Annotated in this window: 15 protein-coding genes; 2 read left to right on the top strand and 13 right to left on the bottom strand. The window is 60.5% G+C overall.

The features are described from left to right. Positions 1-2: 2 nt before the first annotated feature. Both BWR02_RS20050 and BWR02_RS20045 read right to left on the bottom strand, forming a co-directional pair. Positions 3-197: a CxC ATPase DNA modification system associated small protein gene (locus BWR02_RS20050; RefSeq protein WP_139559689.1), complete on the bottom strand. Its 195-nt coding sequence runs from the start codon at positions 195-197 to the stop codon at positions 3-5. Beyond that, on the bottom strand, positions 198-2132 hold the full coding sequence (locus BWR02_RS20045; protein WP_139559688.1) for a DEAD/DEAH box helicase family protein: 1935 nt from the start codon (positions 2130-2132) through the stop codon (positions 198-200). 956 nt (positions 2133-3088) lie between these two features. On the opposite strand from BWR02_RS20045, the gene BWR02_RS20040 reads away from it, so the two are divergent. Further along, a complete protein-coding gene (locus BWR02_RS20040) occupies positions 3089-3475 on the top strand; it encodes a hypothetical protein (protein ID WP_139559687.1) in 387 nt (128 codons plus the stop codon). Between the two features lie 36 nt (positions 3476-3511). On the opposite strand, the gene BWR02_RS20035 is transcribed toward BWR02_RS20040, so the two are convergent. After that, positions 3512-4885 (bottom strand): AIPR family protein, encoded by a 1374-nt coding sequence (locus tag BWR02_RS20035; RefSeq protein ID WP_139559686.1) that lies wholly within the window; start codon positions 4883-4885, stop codon positions 3512-3514. 960 nt (positions 4886-5845) lie between these two features. Here BWR02_RS20035 and BWR02_RS20030 point away from each other — a divergent pair. Next, positions 5846-6790: an ArdC family protein gene (locus BWR02_RS20030; protein WP_139559685.1), complete on the top strand. Its 945-nt coding sequence runs from the start codon at positions 5846-5848 to the stop codon at positions 6788-6790. A gap of 188 nt (positions 6791-6978) precedes the next feature. On the opposite strand, the gene traM is transcribed toward BWR02_RS20030, so the two are convergent. The 10 genes from traM to BWR02_RS21005 all read right to left on the bottom strand — a co-directional run. Continuing rightward, positions 6979-7401 carry a conjugal transfer transcriptional regulator TraM gene (gene traM / locus BWR02_RS20025; RefSeq protein ID WP_139559684.1) on the bottom strand — a complete coding sequence of 141 codons (423 nt, stop codon included), beginning with the start codon at positions 7399-7401 and terminating at the stop codon, positions 6979-6981. Beyond that, positions 7401-8126, bottom strand: a complete 726-nt coding sequence (locus BWR02_RS20020; protein ID WP_139559683.1) for a nucleotide-binding protein — start codon at positions 8124-8126, stop codon at positions 7401-7403. Before BWR02_RS20020 ends, traM begins: the two co-directional genes overlap by 1 nt. Then, entirely contained in the window at positions 8126-8461 is a 336-nt protein-coding gene (locus BWR02_RS20015; protein ID WP_139559682.1) for a TraK family protein, read from the bottom strand. The genes BWR02_RS20020 and BWR02_RS20015 overlap by 1 nt, the downstream gene beginning before the upstream one ends. 258 nt (positions 8462-8719) lie before the next feature. After that, on the bottom strand, positions 8720-9232 hold the full coding sequence (traF, locus tag BWR02_RS20010) for a conjugative transfer signal peptidase TraF (protein ID WP_162560259.1): 513 nt from the start codon (positions 9230-9232) through the stop codon (positions 8720-8722). 11 nt (positions 9233-9243) lie between these two features. Beyond that, a complete protein-coding gene (locus tag BWR02_RS20005; RefSeq protein ID WP_139559680.1) occupies positions 9244-11142 on the bottom strand; it encodes a type IV secretory system conjugative DNA transfer family protein in 1899 nt (632 codons plus the stop codon). After that, on the bottom strand, positions 11139-12485 hold the full coding sequence (gene traI / locus BWR02_RS20000) for a TraI/MobA(P) family conjugative relaxase (protein ID WP_139559679.1): 1347 nt from the start codon (positions 12483-12485) through the stop codon (positions 11139-11141). The genes BWR02_RS20005 and traI overlap by 4 nt, the downstream gene beginning before the upstream one ends. Before the next feature lie 34 nt (positions 12486-12519). Beyond that, positions 12520-12870: a plasmid mobilization protein gene (locus BWR02_RS19995; protein ID WP_139559678.1), complete on the bottom strand. Its 351-nt coding sequence runs from the start codon at positions 12868-12870 to the stop codon at positions 12520-12522. Further along, positions 12860-13348 (bottom strand): lysozyme family protein, encoded by a 489-nt coding sequence (locus tag BWR02_RS19990; RefSeq protein WP_139559677.1) that lies wholly within the window; start codon positions 13346-13348, stop codon positions 12860-12862. Before BWR02_RS19990 ends, BWR02_RS19995 begins: the two co-directional genes overlap by 11 nt. Next, positions 13345-14460, bottom strand: a complete 1116-nt coding sequence (trbL, locus tag BWR02_RS19985) for a P-type conjugative transfer protein TrbL (RefSeq protein ID WP_139559676.1) — start codon at positions 14458-14460, stop codon at positions 13345-13347. The genes BWR02_RS19990 and trbL overlap by 4 nt, the downstream gene beginning before the upstream one ends. Next, on the bottom strand, positions 14447-14714 hold a 268-nt coding region (locus BWR02_RS21005; RefSeq protein ID WP_236102463.1), incomplete at its 5' end, for a TrbJ/VirB5 family protein. The genes BWR02_RS21005 and trbL, both read right to left, overlap by 14 nt.

Below are 14714 nucleotides of genomic sequence, written 5' to 3'. Positions count from 1 at the left end.
CTCTAGTCGTCCGACTCACCAATGATTACGGATTCGTAGAGAACGTTGGTGCGTTGAGCATAGCTCTGACGGTCCTCGATCTGATCGTTGCCAGATTTCAACGCTTTCATCCACGCGACTAGTTTGTTCGCTAAGTCTGCTGATTGCCCATGCTTCAGCACTGCCTGACGAATTGCCAACTCAATTTCGCTTTCCATCTAAACCACCTCCGTTTGCGGCTGGATCTTGGAGAGGTTAACAAGCCACTCCGCCCTTTCGGCGTCTGCTGTTATGTCCTTGTCATTACGGACGAAATCAATGATGTGTGCACGCTTACCAGGATTTTCAGGATCGACTCTGAGACAACGGCCCATTCGTTGGATAGTCTCCAGCCGTGCCCGAGCAGAGGAAAACAGAATTACTGAAGATAATGAGCGGATGTCGATGCCTTCCGAAAGTCGGTGGCAGGTCAGCAAACATTCGAGCTCACCGTTCGCGAAACGCTTCAATGTTTCTGAGTCTTCCTCGGCAAAGTACGTGTGAAACTCATGATGGTGCGAATGAATAATCTCAAGGACTTCCTCGCCATACTCTTTGGTCTCCACGAAAACAATGCACCGATTCAGTAAATCAGGTCGCAGCGCGATGAACTCCCGAAAGGGAGGAATCTTGGCCTTTGACGTCTTGTAAACCTTAGCAATCTCAGTCCACACTTCTTCCTTGCTCATTGGGTTTCCTTCGCGTTTTCGAGCCGCCTTCTTGGCATAGACGGCTTGAATGCGTGTACGGTCTTCTTCACTAGGTTCGTAGGGTATCGGGTGGTAGTCGAAAGGGGACAAAATGCGCTGGGAAATTGCCTCCTCAAGACTAAAGCGAAAGAGCACATCGCCGATTTCGGCGCTTATGAATTTATTTCCTTCGACATCATACTCACGTTCCGGCGTCGCGCTGAGTCCCATCCGGTAGCCGATTGCTGACGAGAGCCCCGCCAGAGCGTCACGGTTGGCCGGACTACCCAAGCGGTGCACCTCGTCATGTATTAATATCGTCCGCCGAGCACCGGCCGCGGTAAGACCCTTCAGTGAAGGCGGCAGAAAGAGCCGAGACGTGAGCAAGATGCTGCGCGCAGGGTTAAGCAGAAAGTTGTCCCGTTCCTTATAATTGTCATAGTGGCGGTGGATGGCCCACCGAGGCTGATAGCCCTTCACCAGATCAAGCAAGTCTCCGTACCACTGGTCCAGCAAATCGGTGCCATCAGCCGAGATGATTACGGTGTCAACCCTTCCGTCCGAAAGGAGTTTGTCGCAAGTGGAAACCGCCAGTCGAGTTTTCCCGGTCCCGGTTGCCATCTCAATAACGCCACGTTTTAACAGCAGAAATTTCTCTCGCGCTTCAATTTGATGTGGCCAAAGTTGGTAGCGCTCCAAATTGGAAGGAGCCGAGCGGTCATCTGGGGAGGGCTTCCACTCGTAGGGACGATCGCGACTTCTGAGCTTCAAGATCTCCGCTTTAACAGCTTCCGGGAGTCTGTAAATTCGCACGTTTGGGTCTCCATTGTCCCAGAGCGTGTCGAATCGCTTCTGGTCAGCAACCACCCAGTCTTTATGTTCGTGCTTCCAGGAAACAAACACCTTGATCGACTCATAATTTCTTAGGCCCTGGATGCTGTCGTTGTAAGACCCATTGAAGCTTAGCTTTTGCCCGAGCGAGTCTGTAAAGATCCCGAACTTATCGTGAAATTCCCCCCCTGCCAGCTCATTCGCGGGAAGCGCCAAACGAAATTCAAGAATACGATCAGCTACCATCCATGCTAGGGCATTCAGCGTATTACTCTCGATATCGATCAAAATATCAGGTAGATTCCTTAGGAGCGCCTGCCGCAGAATGGGCTCACGGCTCGCTTCGTCTCCCCTTAAGAGGGCGTCCCAGTCATCTGGATCAAGGACAGGGCTGGTAATCCAGCGAGCTCGCCCGCCACCCTCCGCAAAACCTGCCATGCCCAACGCGTTCGCGCGGAGCCAACCGGATGAAAAAAAACCCACTCCACGATCATAGCGCACCGAGGACGATAGTGCGGGAGCGAAGAAATCCCGTACTAGGTCGCTCGACGATGTTTCCAGAAATGATGGCCAGGAAACCTCGGAAAGGTTCATTTAATTAGTTTTTTGAAGAGGAACCGATGCAACTTCTATCCAGCGCATTGGCACGCCGACAGCGACGCTCGTGACGCGCAAGCATGCTCTTTCCAAGAGCGGGCTTCTGCGCATCGAACGTTCCCACTCGACAGGACAACCGGACCCTGATTAGCTCTATAAGCCGGGGCGTACCCGGCAGGATGAAACGAGAATCAGGAGGGAGTCGACGATATGGACTGTTCCCGCGCTGGCCAGCGATGTCACAGCAGAGTATCGCCCGTCAAGACTCCGGAAGCTATAGTCAGCGGTCTCCGGTCAAGTTACCCCCCCGTTGCTCGGAGGACAAGGGCGCTGAGCAAGCTCCGCCAACCAGCAGCCTTGAATAGCCACATCTGCGCGTGCGGTGGCGCGAAAGCTTCAGGGACTTAGCCGCAGACTAGAGCTGACCGCTCTGCAGGTTGTTCGTTTAGCCTTAGTTGCAAGCGATTGTGACCGATGCCACCGATCAGCAGGCAATCTTCCAAGTAGTGAGTCGGGCTTCATTGCGGTTCGCGCCGAACAAGGCGGAGGGATCCGCAAGCAGCATCGGCTCTGACCTGATCTGACTGGGGTTCGTACAGGCCCGTATGACTCAGGCCGAACTAATCTGGGGGATGCTCGCGCCCAAATCGGTCGTCTGGTCTTGCCGGATATCGAGCAACCGACACTCCGGCTGGCTGAGATTTTGGGGGACGGCGAGAGCGAGCCTGTGTCTTCCGCACTGTATTGACTGGCCCTTAAGGCTTCGCCTGGGATGTTGACGTAACCTACTGTTTCAACGAAGGGTGAGCGCGGCCACCTAGTCGGCCCTACAGAATGGATGGAAGCAAAATGGCACGTGGAGTCTTGGCGTTTCGCTGGTGGGTACCGGAATCGCGCCAATGTTGCTGGAATAGATGGCAATACCTGAGCAATTTTAGTTCGGGGGCTGACCGATGACCGACGAATCCTCCCGGGTACGTTTGGAGCAGAAGGTCGCCCTACTGCATCCGCTGGCGGTGTTGGCAGGTCGGATTACCTGCGAGCAACTTGAAGCGGTGTTGGGACCGTCCTTTCTGCGGAGGAAAGGCGCTGATCGCGTGGTGGCGGTCGCCGGCCTGTTCGGTCGGACGCTGCGGACGGTCGGCGGTAGCCTCCGTGCCGCAGGCCAGCCAAGGTTACCGATCCGACCGGTGGCCCCACGATTGTATCTGAAGAACACCTTCAACCTCAGCGACGAAGTTAACCCGAGAAGAGTTGCGCGTCGACAACTGCATCTGAATCCCCGCGACGCATCGTACGCTTATCGTGTCGCGCAGACAAAAAGGCGGCTCGGAAAATAAGAGTCCCGAGCCGTTGGGACGCGAAGCTAGTCAAGATCAGGCCAGACCATGCTGCTTGAGGATCTCGTCCTTGTATGCCGCGGCAAACATATCGCGTGCTAAGTTGTACGCACCACCGGCCTTGCCGACCCTGGCCGGATCAAAGTTTTGTCCCTGTATCATGGAATAAAATGATTTCATGATTTCATCTAGGCGAGACAAGATGAATTTATCAGGATCAGTCTTCCATGACAGTAGCCCACACTCATTCTTGATGAGCGAACTAAGCGCATAGACCAACGGGTAAATGTAACCTTCCCCGTAGGTATATTGTACGGGTTGCTTGTAATAGCGTGAGCGACACTTCTTTCCCTCCGAAGCCATCACCACATGTTCTATCTTGCCGAACTTTCCACCTGCAGCGTTATAGGCAGATGGCATTTCCTTGTAGATCAGGTCAAACAGGCGAGGCATATCCTTCATCAGGGCTAACGCGCTTTTCACGCTTGAGTCTGCAATCTTGATGATGTTTCCCTTAACTTCCGAAACCACGCCATTCTCATTGATTAAATCGTTATATATTTGGATGCATTGGCCCTTTGATGAAAACAAAACGGTCGGGTTAGTTGAGATTGCTTTAAGTGATTTATGGGGCAAGACAGAAAGTGGCACTAAAGCGAGGGATACCAAATCGCGAACCTTGATTCGCCCACCGTCGTTCGTCTTCCATTCAACCTCATCTACCAGCTTCGGATCGAGATTCTCACGAATCTCGTCATAGAAGCCCCGTTTGTTTGCCTTCGTCTCTACAGTAAGTTCAGCATTGTTGTTACGCGCCGCATTAATTACGAGAACTTGTTCCTGGAAAAACTCATAAGCACCAGGCTCTTCGCCGGGGAAAACAATTTCCACAGGCATTAAAGCGCTCGTGACGGCGTCGCGGTTCTTTAGAAGTAGCGCACGGTGACTATTCCATCCGACCTTGAGATCCTCCCATGTCTTGATAGATTTCAGGATTGAAGTGACCGCTTCTTCGTCCATCTCAGCGCTGAGTACGTCGGCTAGAATCTGACGTCCGGCCGCCAACGTGTTATGTCCGCCGTCTAAGATGCCTTCAAGCTGTGGGTCCTCAATACGTAAGCGGAAACGATTTCGTTCGAGTTCCTCCACCTCACTCGCAGCGAGAAGAATACCTTTTGTCATAAAATGAAAGATTTCGCTTTCACTAACCAGACTTTCTTGGATTCCCTGCGTAACCGGCCCAGTCTTCGCGAGACGCGGATTCGCGTCGAGATTTAGGACATGGATCAGGTCGATAAGCGACGACAGTTGGATATTTCCAGTGATTTTTTGCAGCCTGTATTTCTGGCGGGCCGCATTTTGGATGCGTAGGATTACTTCAGTTGCTCTGATTTCAGTTTTGGTAGACATAAAAAAACCTCCAATCACGTTTGTGAGGGAGGCTGGCACTCGACTGCTTTGACTCAACCAATCGGATTTCCATCCGTCGATATCATCTTTACATATTCGTCAGCCAGCCCGTCCGGGTTGCTTCATCCGCCGCCCTATCCAGGACAGCGATCAAGAAAATATCACAATTTTGTTATCCATGTCAAGCACGGAGTGATAATGCGCGGTCTTGATCGGCCTTCAAGTCGGACACGTCAGCTTGCGGATTTGGGGTTAACGCGTACCGCTATTTCGGAATCCCGTAGAAATCGGTCACATTCGACCGAATCGACCAATCACGATCCTCGAGAGTCGGCGGTCACGTTGCTCCGAAATCATCGGTCGCCTTCGTCTGGAATAAACAGTCAGCTGAACTTGGGCCTTTCTTGTACGTCTGGGTGGCTCAAAGAGATACAGCGCTTGATACGACTACCTCGATGTCCTTGATGCGGCCGATTGGACCGCAATCCTCCGACTTGGTCCTGTACCCGGTGGCGCTCGAACCCCGTCGGCGATCTTCAGTCAACACACCTCGTTATCAGCGCTGCAATAGCCGGGACGACCTCTCGTATCGGCGGTTGAGAACCTAGAAAATCGCCATCGCACGCCTATGTGGAGACGGCCCAACGCCGTCGTAATGCAATCGCGGTGAGCTATGTGGAAAAACGAAAAGTGCGCCGGTCCGGCGGACGCTGCCGCGACCGCCGCGGCCTCTTGCCGGATCACGCCCCGGGGCTCCGCCTCCGGGCATGAACCGGCTCTTTCGGAGAATGCTTTGCTAAGGGGACCCCGCCCCCTAGCGCCGGCCAGAACAATAACGGCTTTCCCGGCTTAACGCCGCAAACCTTCCGTGATTGTTCTGGCCCTTGCTACCCCCCGGTCTCGCCGACGGGCAGGCCCGCAGCCGCTGCTGCAGACCACACCCGATAAAGGAGCAAGACCATGCGCAAGACGACTTCCCCGAAGCTGGACCTTTACACCCGCGTCACCGACAAGATCCTGGCCGATCTGGCCCAAGGCGTTCGCCCCTGGCTGAAGCCCTGGAATGCCGACAACACGGTCGGGCGGATTTCCCGTCCGTTACGGGCCAATGGCACCCCGTACCGCGGCATCAACGTGTTGCTGCTGTGGGGCGCGACCCTGGAACACGGCTACCGCAACCCGACGTGGTTGACCTTCAAGCAGGCCGATGCGCTGAGCGCCCATGTCCGGAAGGGCGAGAAGGGCTCACTGGTCGTCTACGCCGACACCTTCCGCAAGACCGAGACGAATGACGCCACCGGCGAGGAGACCGAGAAGGACGTTCCTTTCCTGAAGTCGTACACGGTGTTCAACGTCGAGCAGATCGAAGGCTTGCCGCCTGCGTACTATGCGACCGGCGCGCAGCCGACCGAACCCGAAGCGGGGCGCGATGCGCGCTTGGAGGCGTTCTTCAAGGGTACGGGTGCCCTCGTGCGGCATGGCGGCAACCGGGCTTATTACACCCCGGTCACGGATCACGTGCAGATGCCGCCATTCGCAGCGTTCGAGGACAGGGAAGCGTATTACTCGACCCTGGCGCATGAGCTGACGCACTGGAGCGGGGCGGGGTCCCGTCTGGACCGTGATTTCGGCCGGAAGCGTTGGGGCGATGAAGGGTACGCCCTGGAAGAACTGGTCGCCGAACTCGGCGCCGCCTTCCTGTGTGCCGATCTCGGCATCACGCCCGAGGTGCGGGAGGATCACGCCGCTTACATCGGATCGTGGCTGCAGGCACTGAAAGACGACCGGCGCTGCATCTTCAACGCCGCGGCCCATGCGCAGCGGGCAGTGGATTTCCTGCTGGCGACGCAGCCGACGGAGTCGGCCGACACCGAGACCACCGAACCGGTCGACGTGGCGGCCTGACCGGAAGCCAGGACACCGGGCGGGTCGCTTGCCCGCCCGGCGCTCCGCCGGCGCGGCCGCATTCCGGGCACGGCCACGCGGCCGCTTTTGAGAGGAGCGATTGTGCCCGCGGCGCCATCGAAATTATCTTAAGCCGGGCGCGCGGGATTCCGCGTTTCGCCGAAACCCGCGCGCCTCCCCTCACATCGTCAGCCGACGTGAGGGAATAGCCAGAAGGCGACCAGAGCGGTGAGCGTCAGCCCGCTGACGCCGAGTTGTAGCAGCAACAAGGCTCGCAGTTGGCAGACTGCGGCAAGCACTGCGCCCATTTCCTCGCGCACCGCGCCGGTCACCGCGGTGCGATGCTGTTGGACACTCGCCGCCACTGCAGCACGGTTCGACCCGGCGGCTTGTTGCAACAGACTTTGCGCGCGTAGCTGGCTCTCCTGGTTCCAGCGCTGCGACGCGCCGGCCATCTCAGCGCGAAAGTCTTCCAATAACTGACGCTGCGCGTCCCGACTCTCCTCGATCAACCGCTCGTTCAGCGTCGCCAGGATCATGACCGGATCGTCACGGCTGACGGCGACGCCGTGCCGGGTGGCGATCTCGCCGATCAGCGCGTCCAGCTCCATCACAGGACGCCCGAGGCCGTGATTTCCTCGAACAGCGCCTGGCGGTAGAGCTTCAGGCGCTGCCGGATCGCCAGGGAACGGTCTGGTGCGGCCAGCGCTTCGTCGAACGTCAGCCGGGCTTTCAACAAGTCCTCGACATCGCGCCCGAACGTCGCGGCTTGCATCGCTGGGATGGTGATCACCGCGGCGATGCGCGAGCGATGCTCCAGATAGCCCTTGAACTGCCAAAACGGCTTGCCGTCACTCTCGATCGGTCCCCAGTAGGGATTGAGCCAGACCACGAACGTGGCCGGATCCGGAAACTGGCTGATCAGGTGCGAGAAGCCGCTGACGGTGTCGACCAGCGCCTGACCGCCGGTCACGACGGTATGGATGACCAGTTCGTGACCCTGCTCGGCGAGCAGGGCCGGGGTCTGGGTGATCATCAGATAGTTGACCAGCGGCACGAACGTCGCCGCACCGTTGTCGACGATGGCATCGACCTCGGAACTGGCCAGCCAGTCGAGTAGCGTATCGAAGTTCCGAACGTCGATCTCATCGCCGTTCAGAAGAGTCAGCTTCCGGACGTTCAAGGCGGCATAGCCCGTGAACGTGGCGTTCATCGGATCGGTATCGATGCACAAGGGCACTTTGCCTTGGGCTTGGTGGTACTGCGCCAGCATCGCGCTGATGACGCTTTTGCCGACGCCGCCTTTGGCTTGCAGCACCAGATGGATCTTTGCCATCAGACCAGGTCCTCTTTCTTGGGTTGGGGATTCAGGGTAAAGCCGGTCGGCGCGCGGGGCTTGGGGGTGGCGCTCGACGGTTCCGGCACGACCGGCGAGGAAGCCGGCGACGTGCGGACGTACTTGTTCACGTAGAGGTTGAAGGCGTGATAGCCGATGGCGATCCGGCCCTCGGCGAACAGCGTGTACCAGATCGACTTGACCGGCCAGCCGGCTGCCACCGCGCGGGCGATGTCGTCCTTGAGGGCCAGGAACGCGACCCGGCCCGAAGCCGGGTGCGTGTCCGGCTGATCCCGAATCCGCTCCGCGATGCGCTCTTCCAATGGTTTGCTCATGGACTCAACCCGACTTCAACTGCGCTTCAACTGAGATCTCTTTTCCGGCGATTCCCTTGTCACTTCCCGTCACTGTCATCAATCGGTGATCCCTTTGTTTAATACTTGATACTCGTTGAGCGCCGGTGATCGACATGGACCCCGAATGACCCTGCCGATTGAACACAATCGATCCAGAAAAACGGGCAGGACATGTGAAGTTGGCTACCCGTAGGCCGGGCACCCATACTTCACCCGGCCTTATTCGCACCACGGTGCTCAACGGGCGACCTCACGGCCGAACACCCAGACCGGCACAACGACACCCTGTAGGTGCGTTGCAGCGACCGGGCCGAAGTAGCGGCCGTCGAACGAGGCGGCATGGTGATCGGATAGCAGCAGCACCTGACCCTCGGGTAACACCAGGTCGAGGTGAAGCTGGGGCAGCGGCCGACCGGCCGGATCCGCCGCGCGCTGGCGGCTGTATGGGACCGCCACGCCGTTGACCGTCGTCCCTCTCTGCGCGATGACGACGTGATCGCCATCGACGGCGACCACGCGCTTGATCAGCGCGCTGGTGCCAACCGGGCAGAACCCGGGACTCAGGTAGCCGCGCGCCAGCGCGGTGAGGAAGACGGATTCAGCCGGCGGACAGAACCACACCAAATCGCCCTTTCGGGCGGGACGAGCGAGCTGCCAATACAGCCCAATCGGGAACGAGGCGGTGGTGTTGACACGGGCGCCGGCGAGGCCCAACAGGCCAAACAATGCGAACAAGGTGACTGCGCTCACCGCAACCCGCCTCATTGCGGTTCCGAACCTACCACCGAGACATGGGCAGCACCCAACCCGTCGTCGCGCCTTGAGTCATCGACGAACGTATCGGTCACCCCTGGCGGCGGAATCTCCGCTCGGGCCTGAAACACCGGATCCTGAAAGTACAGCGGTTGACGGCCATAGATTGCGGGGCGCCCGGCGGCGAACACCACCATGTCACCCGGTGTGGTGATATGCCCTTGGGCGTCCTTCTGCGGCCCGGGCATACGGAGTGCTTCGTCGACCGTCAGCAACTGACGTTGCACTTCCTGCAGCGACTTCGAGGCCTGGCCCAGCCAACCGGTCCGCTGACCGCTCATCGTCACCGCGGTTTTGACGATCGTTGTTTGTCCGGTCATCTTCGAGAGGTACTCCGCGGTCTCCACCCGGTTCGGCGGATAGGCGTTCTGGATGTGGCAGTTGGAGGTGATCGACTCTTCGGGCCCGTACCCGGTCTCCCGTGCCTTCAGTTGAGTCAGGTCCTGGCAGATCAGGTAGCACTTGATGCCGTAGCCGGCGAGGAACGCCAAGGACTCCTGCAGGATCTCCAGCCGGCCGAGGCTGGCGAACTCATCCAGCATCATCAGCAGGCGATGCTGGTAATGCGGTTTCGGCCGGCCGTGCTCGAAGGCCATCTTGCCGGCCAGGTTGCGGATGATCAGATTGATCATGACCCGCAGCAGGGGTCGGAGCCGGGCTTTGTCGGTGGGCTGGGTGATCAGATACAAGGTCACCGGCTCGTCGGCATGCATCAGATCGGCGATGCGGAACTCCGAGCGGGACGTGTTCTGGGCGATGACCGGATCGCGGTACAGCGACAGATAACTCTTGGCGGTGGAGACCTTGGAGCCGGCTTCCCGCGCTGGGGTATCGATCATGTCGCGGCCGTACTGACCGATGATCGGATGACGCTGGCCGTTGGCGTGCAGGTATTCGACCATCTCGACCCAGAGCTCAGCGACCGGTTGCTCGGGATTGGCGAGCAGGGCGTCGACCGCCGCCAATGTGGCCGGCGTTCCCTCGTTCAGCCGCTTGTACAGCACATGCAGGAGGCAGCCGACCAACAGCGCCTGGGCACTCTTCTGCCAGTGATCGTTCAGGCCTCGTCCGTCGGGGTCGACCAGCAGCGTGGCGAGATTCTGCACATCCCCGACTTCGTACTCGGTCCCGAGCCGGATCTCGTCCAGCGGATTGAACGCCACGCAGTCGGTGGCCGAGGCCGGTTCGAACCGCAACACGCGGTTCGCGGCATGGCGCTGCCGCCACCCGGCGGTCAGCGCCCACAGTTCACCCTTCATGTCGGTGACGACCGCGGAGTGTGGCCAACTGAGCAAGGTCGGCACGACCAGACCGACACCTTTCCCGGAGCGGGTGGGCGCATAACAGAGCACATGCTCGGGTCCGTTGTGGCGGAGGTAATGGAACCGCGCCGCCCGCCACCAGCGCCGGGGCTCGATCCAGGCGCCGACATAAACCCCGTCGTTGGCCAGGAGCCCAGCCGCTTCGATGTCGGCCCGGTTGGCCCAACGCGCCGAGCCGTGCAGGTCGACTTCCGGCCAGGCCGTGTTCTCGGCGATGCGGCGGCGGATCTGCAGCACCAGCAGTCCGGCGGCGGTGACGCTGAGTCCCATCGAACCGGCGCGCATCAAAGCCTCGCTGCACTGCGTATGCCACTGGACGCCCCACGACACGATGCGCCACGGCGGATAGAGACCGGCGACCGAGGTGCCGAGCGCCGGCTGGCCCTGATACTCATGGGCAAAATACTGGGTGGCGGACGCCAGCCCGAGCCCAAGCAGGCCGAGCGCGGCGAACACCGGCTTCTTCGCGTGACGCGCCACTCGCCCGATTTCAGCCGGCGGACCGGCGCTTTGGGACCGGCTCACCGGGAGCGCTCCTCGTCATCGCGCGCCGAGTCGCGGGTTGGCGCCGGATTGCGGGAGTTCAGAGAGGCAGCTCCCGACGACGGAGTCCTGGTCCGATCTGCACTCCGCTCCAAACCCGGTCGCTGGACTGCAGTCAGAGCAGCGCGCCGGCGGGCCTCCAACGTCTGCCACTGCTTCCAGGAATGCAGCGGCTGTTCGGCCTGGAGCTGCCTCCGGGCTTCCGTGTAGGCGGTCTTCGCCTGCTGGATCTCGCGGTGCAACTGGCTGCGGATGGTCTGGTAGGCCACGGTGGCCGCAAGGCCGCGGCCCAGCAGCTTCACCGCGGCGCGGCGCAACCTGGCCTGCCGCCGGGCTTCAGCGATGCGGCGTTCGCGTAGTGCCTTGGCCACCCGACGCAGTTCCGTCTTGCGGAGTCGAGCGGCGTTCCGCTCGGCCAGATAGGCCGCATACAGCGCGGTTTGCTGGGTCTGCTCCTGCGGGGTCCGGCGGCGATACGACCGGGCCGCTGGTACACCCTTCTTTTCGAGCGTGACCTCCGTCCAAGGTCCGAGCCGCGCTTGCAGCGCCGGCAGCGACAACGCGCGGCTGACCGAAGAGGCTTTGCACTGCGTCCCGTCGCCGGCGACGAACACCGCGCCGTTGCCACGGAGCCGGAAGCTGAGATCATTCTGCTGCAGCACCGCCTGGAATGCGGTCCAGGTCGGGGCCTGTTCCAGTTCAGCCTGACACTGGTTCTTGATCCAGTCCAGGAGGCTGGCGACGCCGGTGTGGGCTGTCAGATCGTGGGCCAGCGCCGCGGCGGTGGATTGCTGGGCGGTGTGGGGATCCCGCTGCAGTCCGAACTCGACTTCGAGCTCGGCACACACTTTGGCGCGGGTCCGGTGGTCGTAATAGGGTTCATGCAGCGTATGGGTCCGCGGGTGGATCTTGTTGATCGCGACATGCAGATGCAGGTTGTCGGTGTCGTGATGCACGACGCTGATGCGCTGGTGCTCGCCGAACCCGAGGGCGTCACACAGCCGGTCCTCGATCGCCTGCAGCACCGCCGCTTCCGGCTGCTCGCCCTCCCGGAAGCTGATAATCATGTGGTAGGTCTTGTCGGATCGGGCACGTTGGTTCAGCGCCTGGGCCGCCTTCATCTCGGCGGCGGCCCAGGCGGCATCGACGGCCTGGCAATTCGTAATGCGGACCGCCCCGACGCGTTCGGCAAGGCCTTGCCCATTCGTCATATAGCCGACCAGGTCTTCCGGGTCGCCGACCGTCTGCTCATCGGTCAGGTAATCGATCAACCCCGCCATACTGCTCTTGCGCTGCAGGCGCATGCGGACTTTCTTGGCGATCATGATGAGACGAAACCCAGGGCGCAGGATTGACCGCTCACACCCGCTGCACGGTGGCGAGTAGCGTCGCCTGCAGTGTCCGGAGTTCCGCCAGCACGGTGCCGATGTTCCGCGTCAGCGCAGCGCGCCCCAGGACACTGAGCCGGTCGTCGTTCTGGAGCCACTGTTCCAGCAACTCGCCGATGCGCGCGAGTTCCCGGTTCGCCCGACTCAACGCCAATACCGCCTCGGCATCGAACACGCCGGTCACGGGTTGCCCCAAACCAAGATTACGGAGATAGGCGGCGGTTGAGAGCCCACAGCGCTGGGCCTGACTCTTGATGGCGACGGCTTCGTCCGTCCGCACCGGGACGCGCAGGCAATAACCAGAATTCCGGTTATCGGCCATGACCAGTCCTGTGATTGGTGAATACGCTAGGTCCGTGCACCGGCATCACGCGCACGGCAACATGCTGGGTGAGCCAGTGGGCCCAACGCGCCGCGGCCTTCACCAGTTTTCCCCGGTAGATCGCGTTGTAGCGCGGGGTGCGGCTGTGATAGTTCGCCGCCCGGGTCCACAGGTCGCCGCGGTCACGCGCGAGATGACCCGCCAGACGCCAGGCGGCGAGCTCGAACGGATAGCAATCCGCTCCGGCGACATCGGCCGGTTGAATGCCGAACTGGGCGAGTCCCGACAAATACTGGGTGTTGAACTGCAACGGACCGACATCGTCGGTACCGTTGGTATTGCGGACGCGTTGGCCCGGTCGCCCGTTTTCGATCTCGGCCACCGCCAGCAATACATTGGCCGGAATCGCATAGTGTTGAGCGGCGTCGACGGAACAGACGATGCGTTGTTCCAGGTGCGGGGGTGGCAAGGCGTTCATGCGGTGTTCTCCTCTGACTGTGCCCCCGACTCGCTCGGGGTTACCTCAGCCAGCGACTCCATACCCAATGAGGCGTCCAAAGCGGCCTCGGCCTGTCCGGCACGGATGCGCTCGAATAGCGCTTTGGCACCGGTCATCTCAGCCGCACCGTGGAGCGCGCTGCCCATGCGGTGTGCGGCGATCGAACCGGCGGCAGAGGCTAGTCCCCCGACCGCCAGGGCCGTCCCCGCTCCAAACGTGCCGATCCCGGCGTGACTGAACCCGTGACTGACGATACCGGCCATCAGGCCGGGCAACCGATCGAGCAGCAGGAACAGGATCAGCACCACGACCAGGATGACGGTCAGCTCCTTCAGCTGGATACCGCCGCTCATCGCGGTGAAATATTGGGTCAGAATCGAACTGCCAACGCCGAGCAACAGGATCATCGTCATCAGGCTGAGGCCGATGCCGAGCACGGTCTTGTAGTAACTGAGTGCAATGTCCGAGGTCCAGCGACTGCCGCCGAACCCCAGCAGGATGCAGCCCGCGTAGAGCACGATCCAGGCGGCACAGAACTGCACCGTGAGGTTGGCCGCGATCAGCGCCAGAATGACCAGAATCGCCAGGGCGACGGTGATGCCCACCAGCGAGACGATGGGACTGGTCAGGCTCATCGCATCGTAGGTCTTAAACGCCAGCTCGAAGCCAAGGTCGAGCACGCCCGAGGGTGCGGTGATGCCGGTGCCCATGGCATTCCCACCGATACGAACCAGGGTGTCGACGAGCGCCTTGCCGATCGCCGGGCCATGCAGCAGCAACCAGTAGAAGAACCCGAGTGTCAGCGTGAAGCGGACGAACTCGGCGAAGAACTCCTGCGGGTCGGCCTGACGCAGCACCAGCGTGCCGCCGGTCCAGACCAGGCTGATCACCGCCAGACTCCAGAACAGCGTTCCGGCATAGCCCAGGATCACGCCGCCCCAGGTCGCGGCGACCGTGTGAAACCGGTCGGTGACGTTGGTCAGGATTCCCGCATTGTCGATGGCGGCGAAGGCATCCACCGCAACGAACAGCAACAGCGGTAAGAGGATCCGCCCGCTGACCAAGCCGCGACGCACCTCAATACTTCGCATAGTTCAGCACCGGGCTCTGGGCGAACTGCCCGGCCAGGGCGGCCTGATCGGCCGCCTGTTGCACCGCCTCGCGGTTCATCAGCGTGGCGTTGCGGGCATTCTCGGCGGCCTGCTGCTGCAGCATCAGCGTGCGGATCGACAACAGGTTATTGGCATTGGCCGCGGCGAGTTGATTCGAGGCACCCAGCAATTCGTTGCGACCTTGCGCCGCTTGGGCAAGGCGCTGCATCGCCCCGAGGTCGGTGGCATCTTGC

The organism is Methylotetracoccus oryzae, assembly GCF_006175985.1.
GTDB lineage: Bacteria > Pseudomonadota > Gammaproteobacteria > Methylococcales > Methylococcaceae > Methylotetracoccus > Methylotetracoccus oryzae.
The sequence above is the reverse complement of the archived record's forward strand: the minus strand, read 5'-3'. Positions and strand labels throughout refer to the sequence as shown.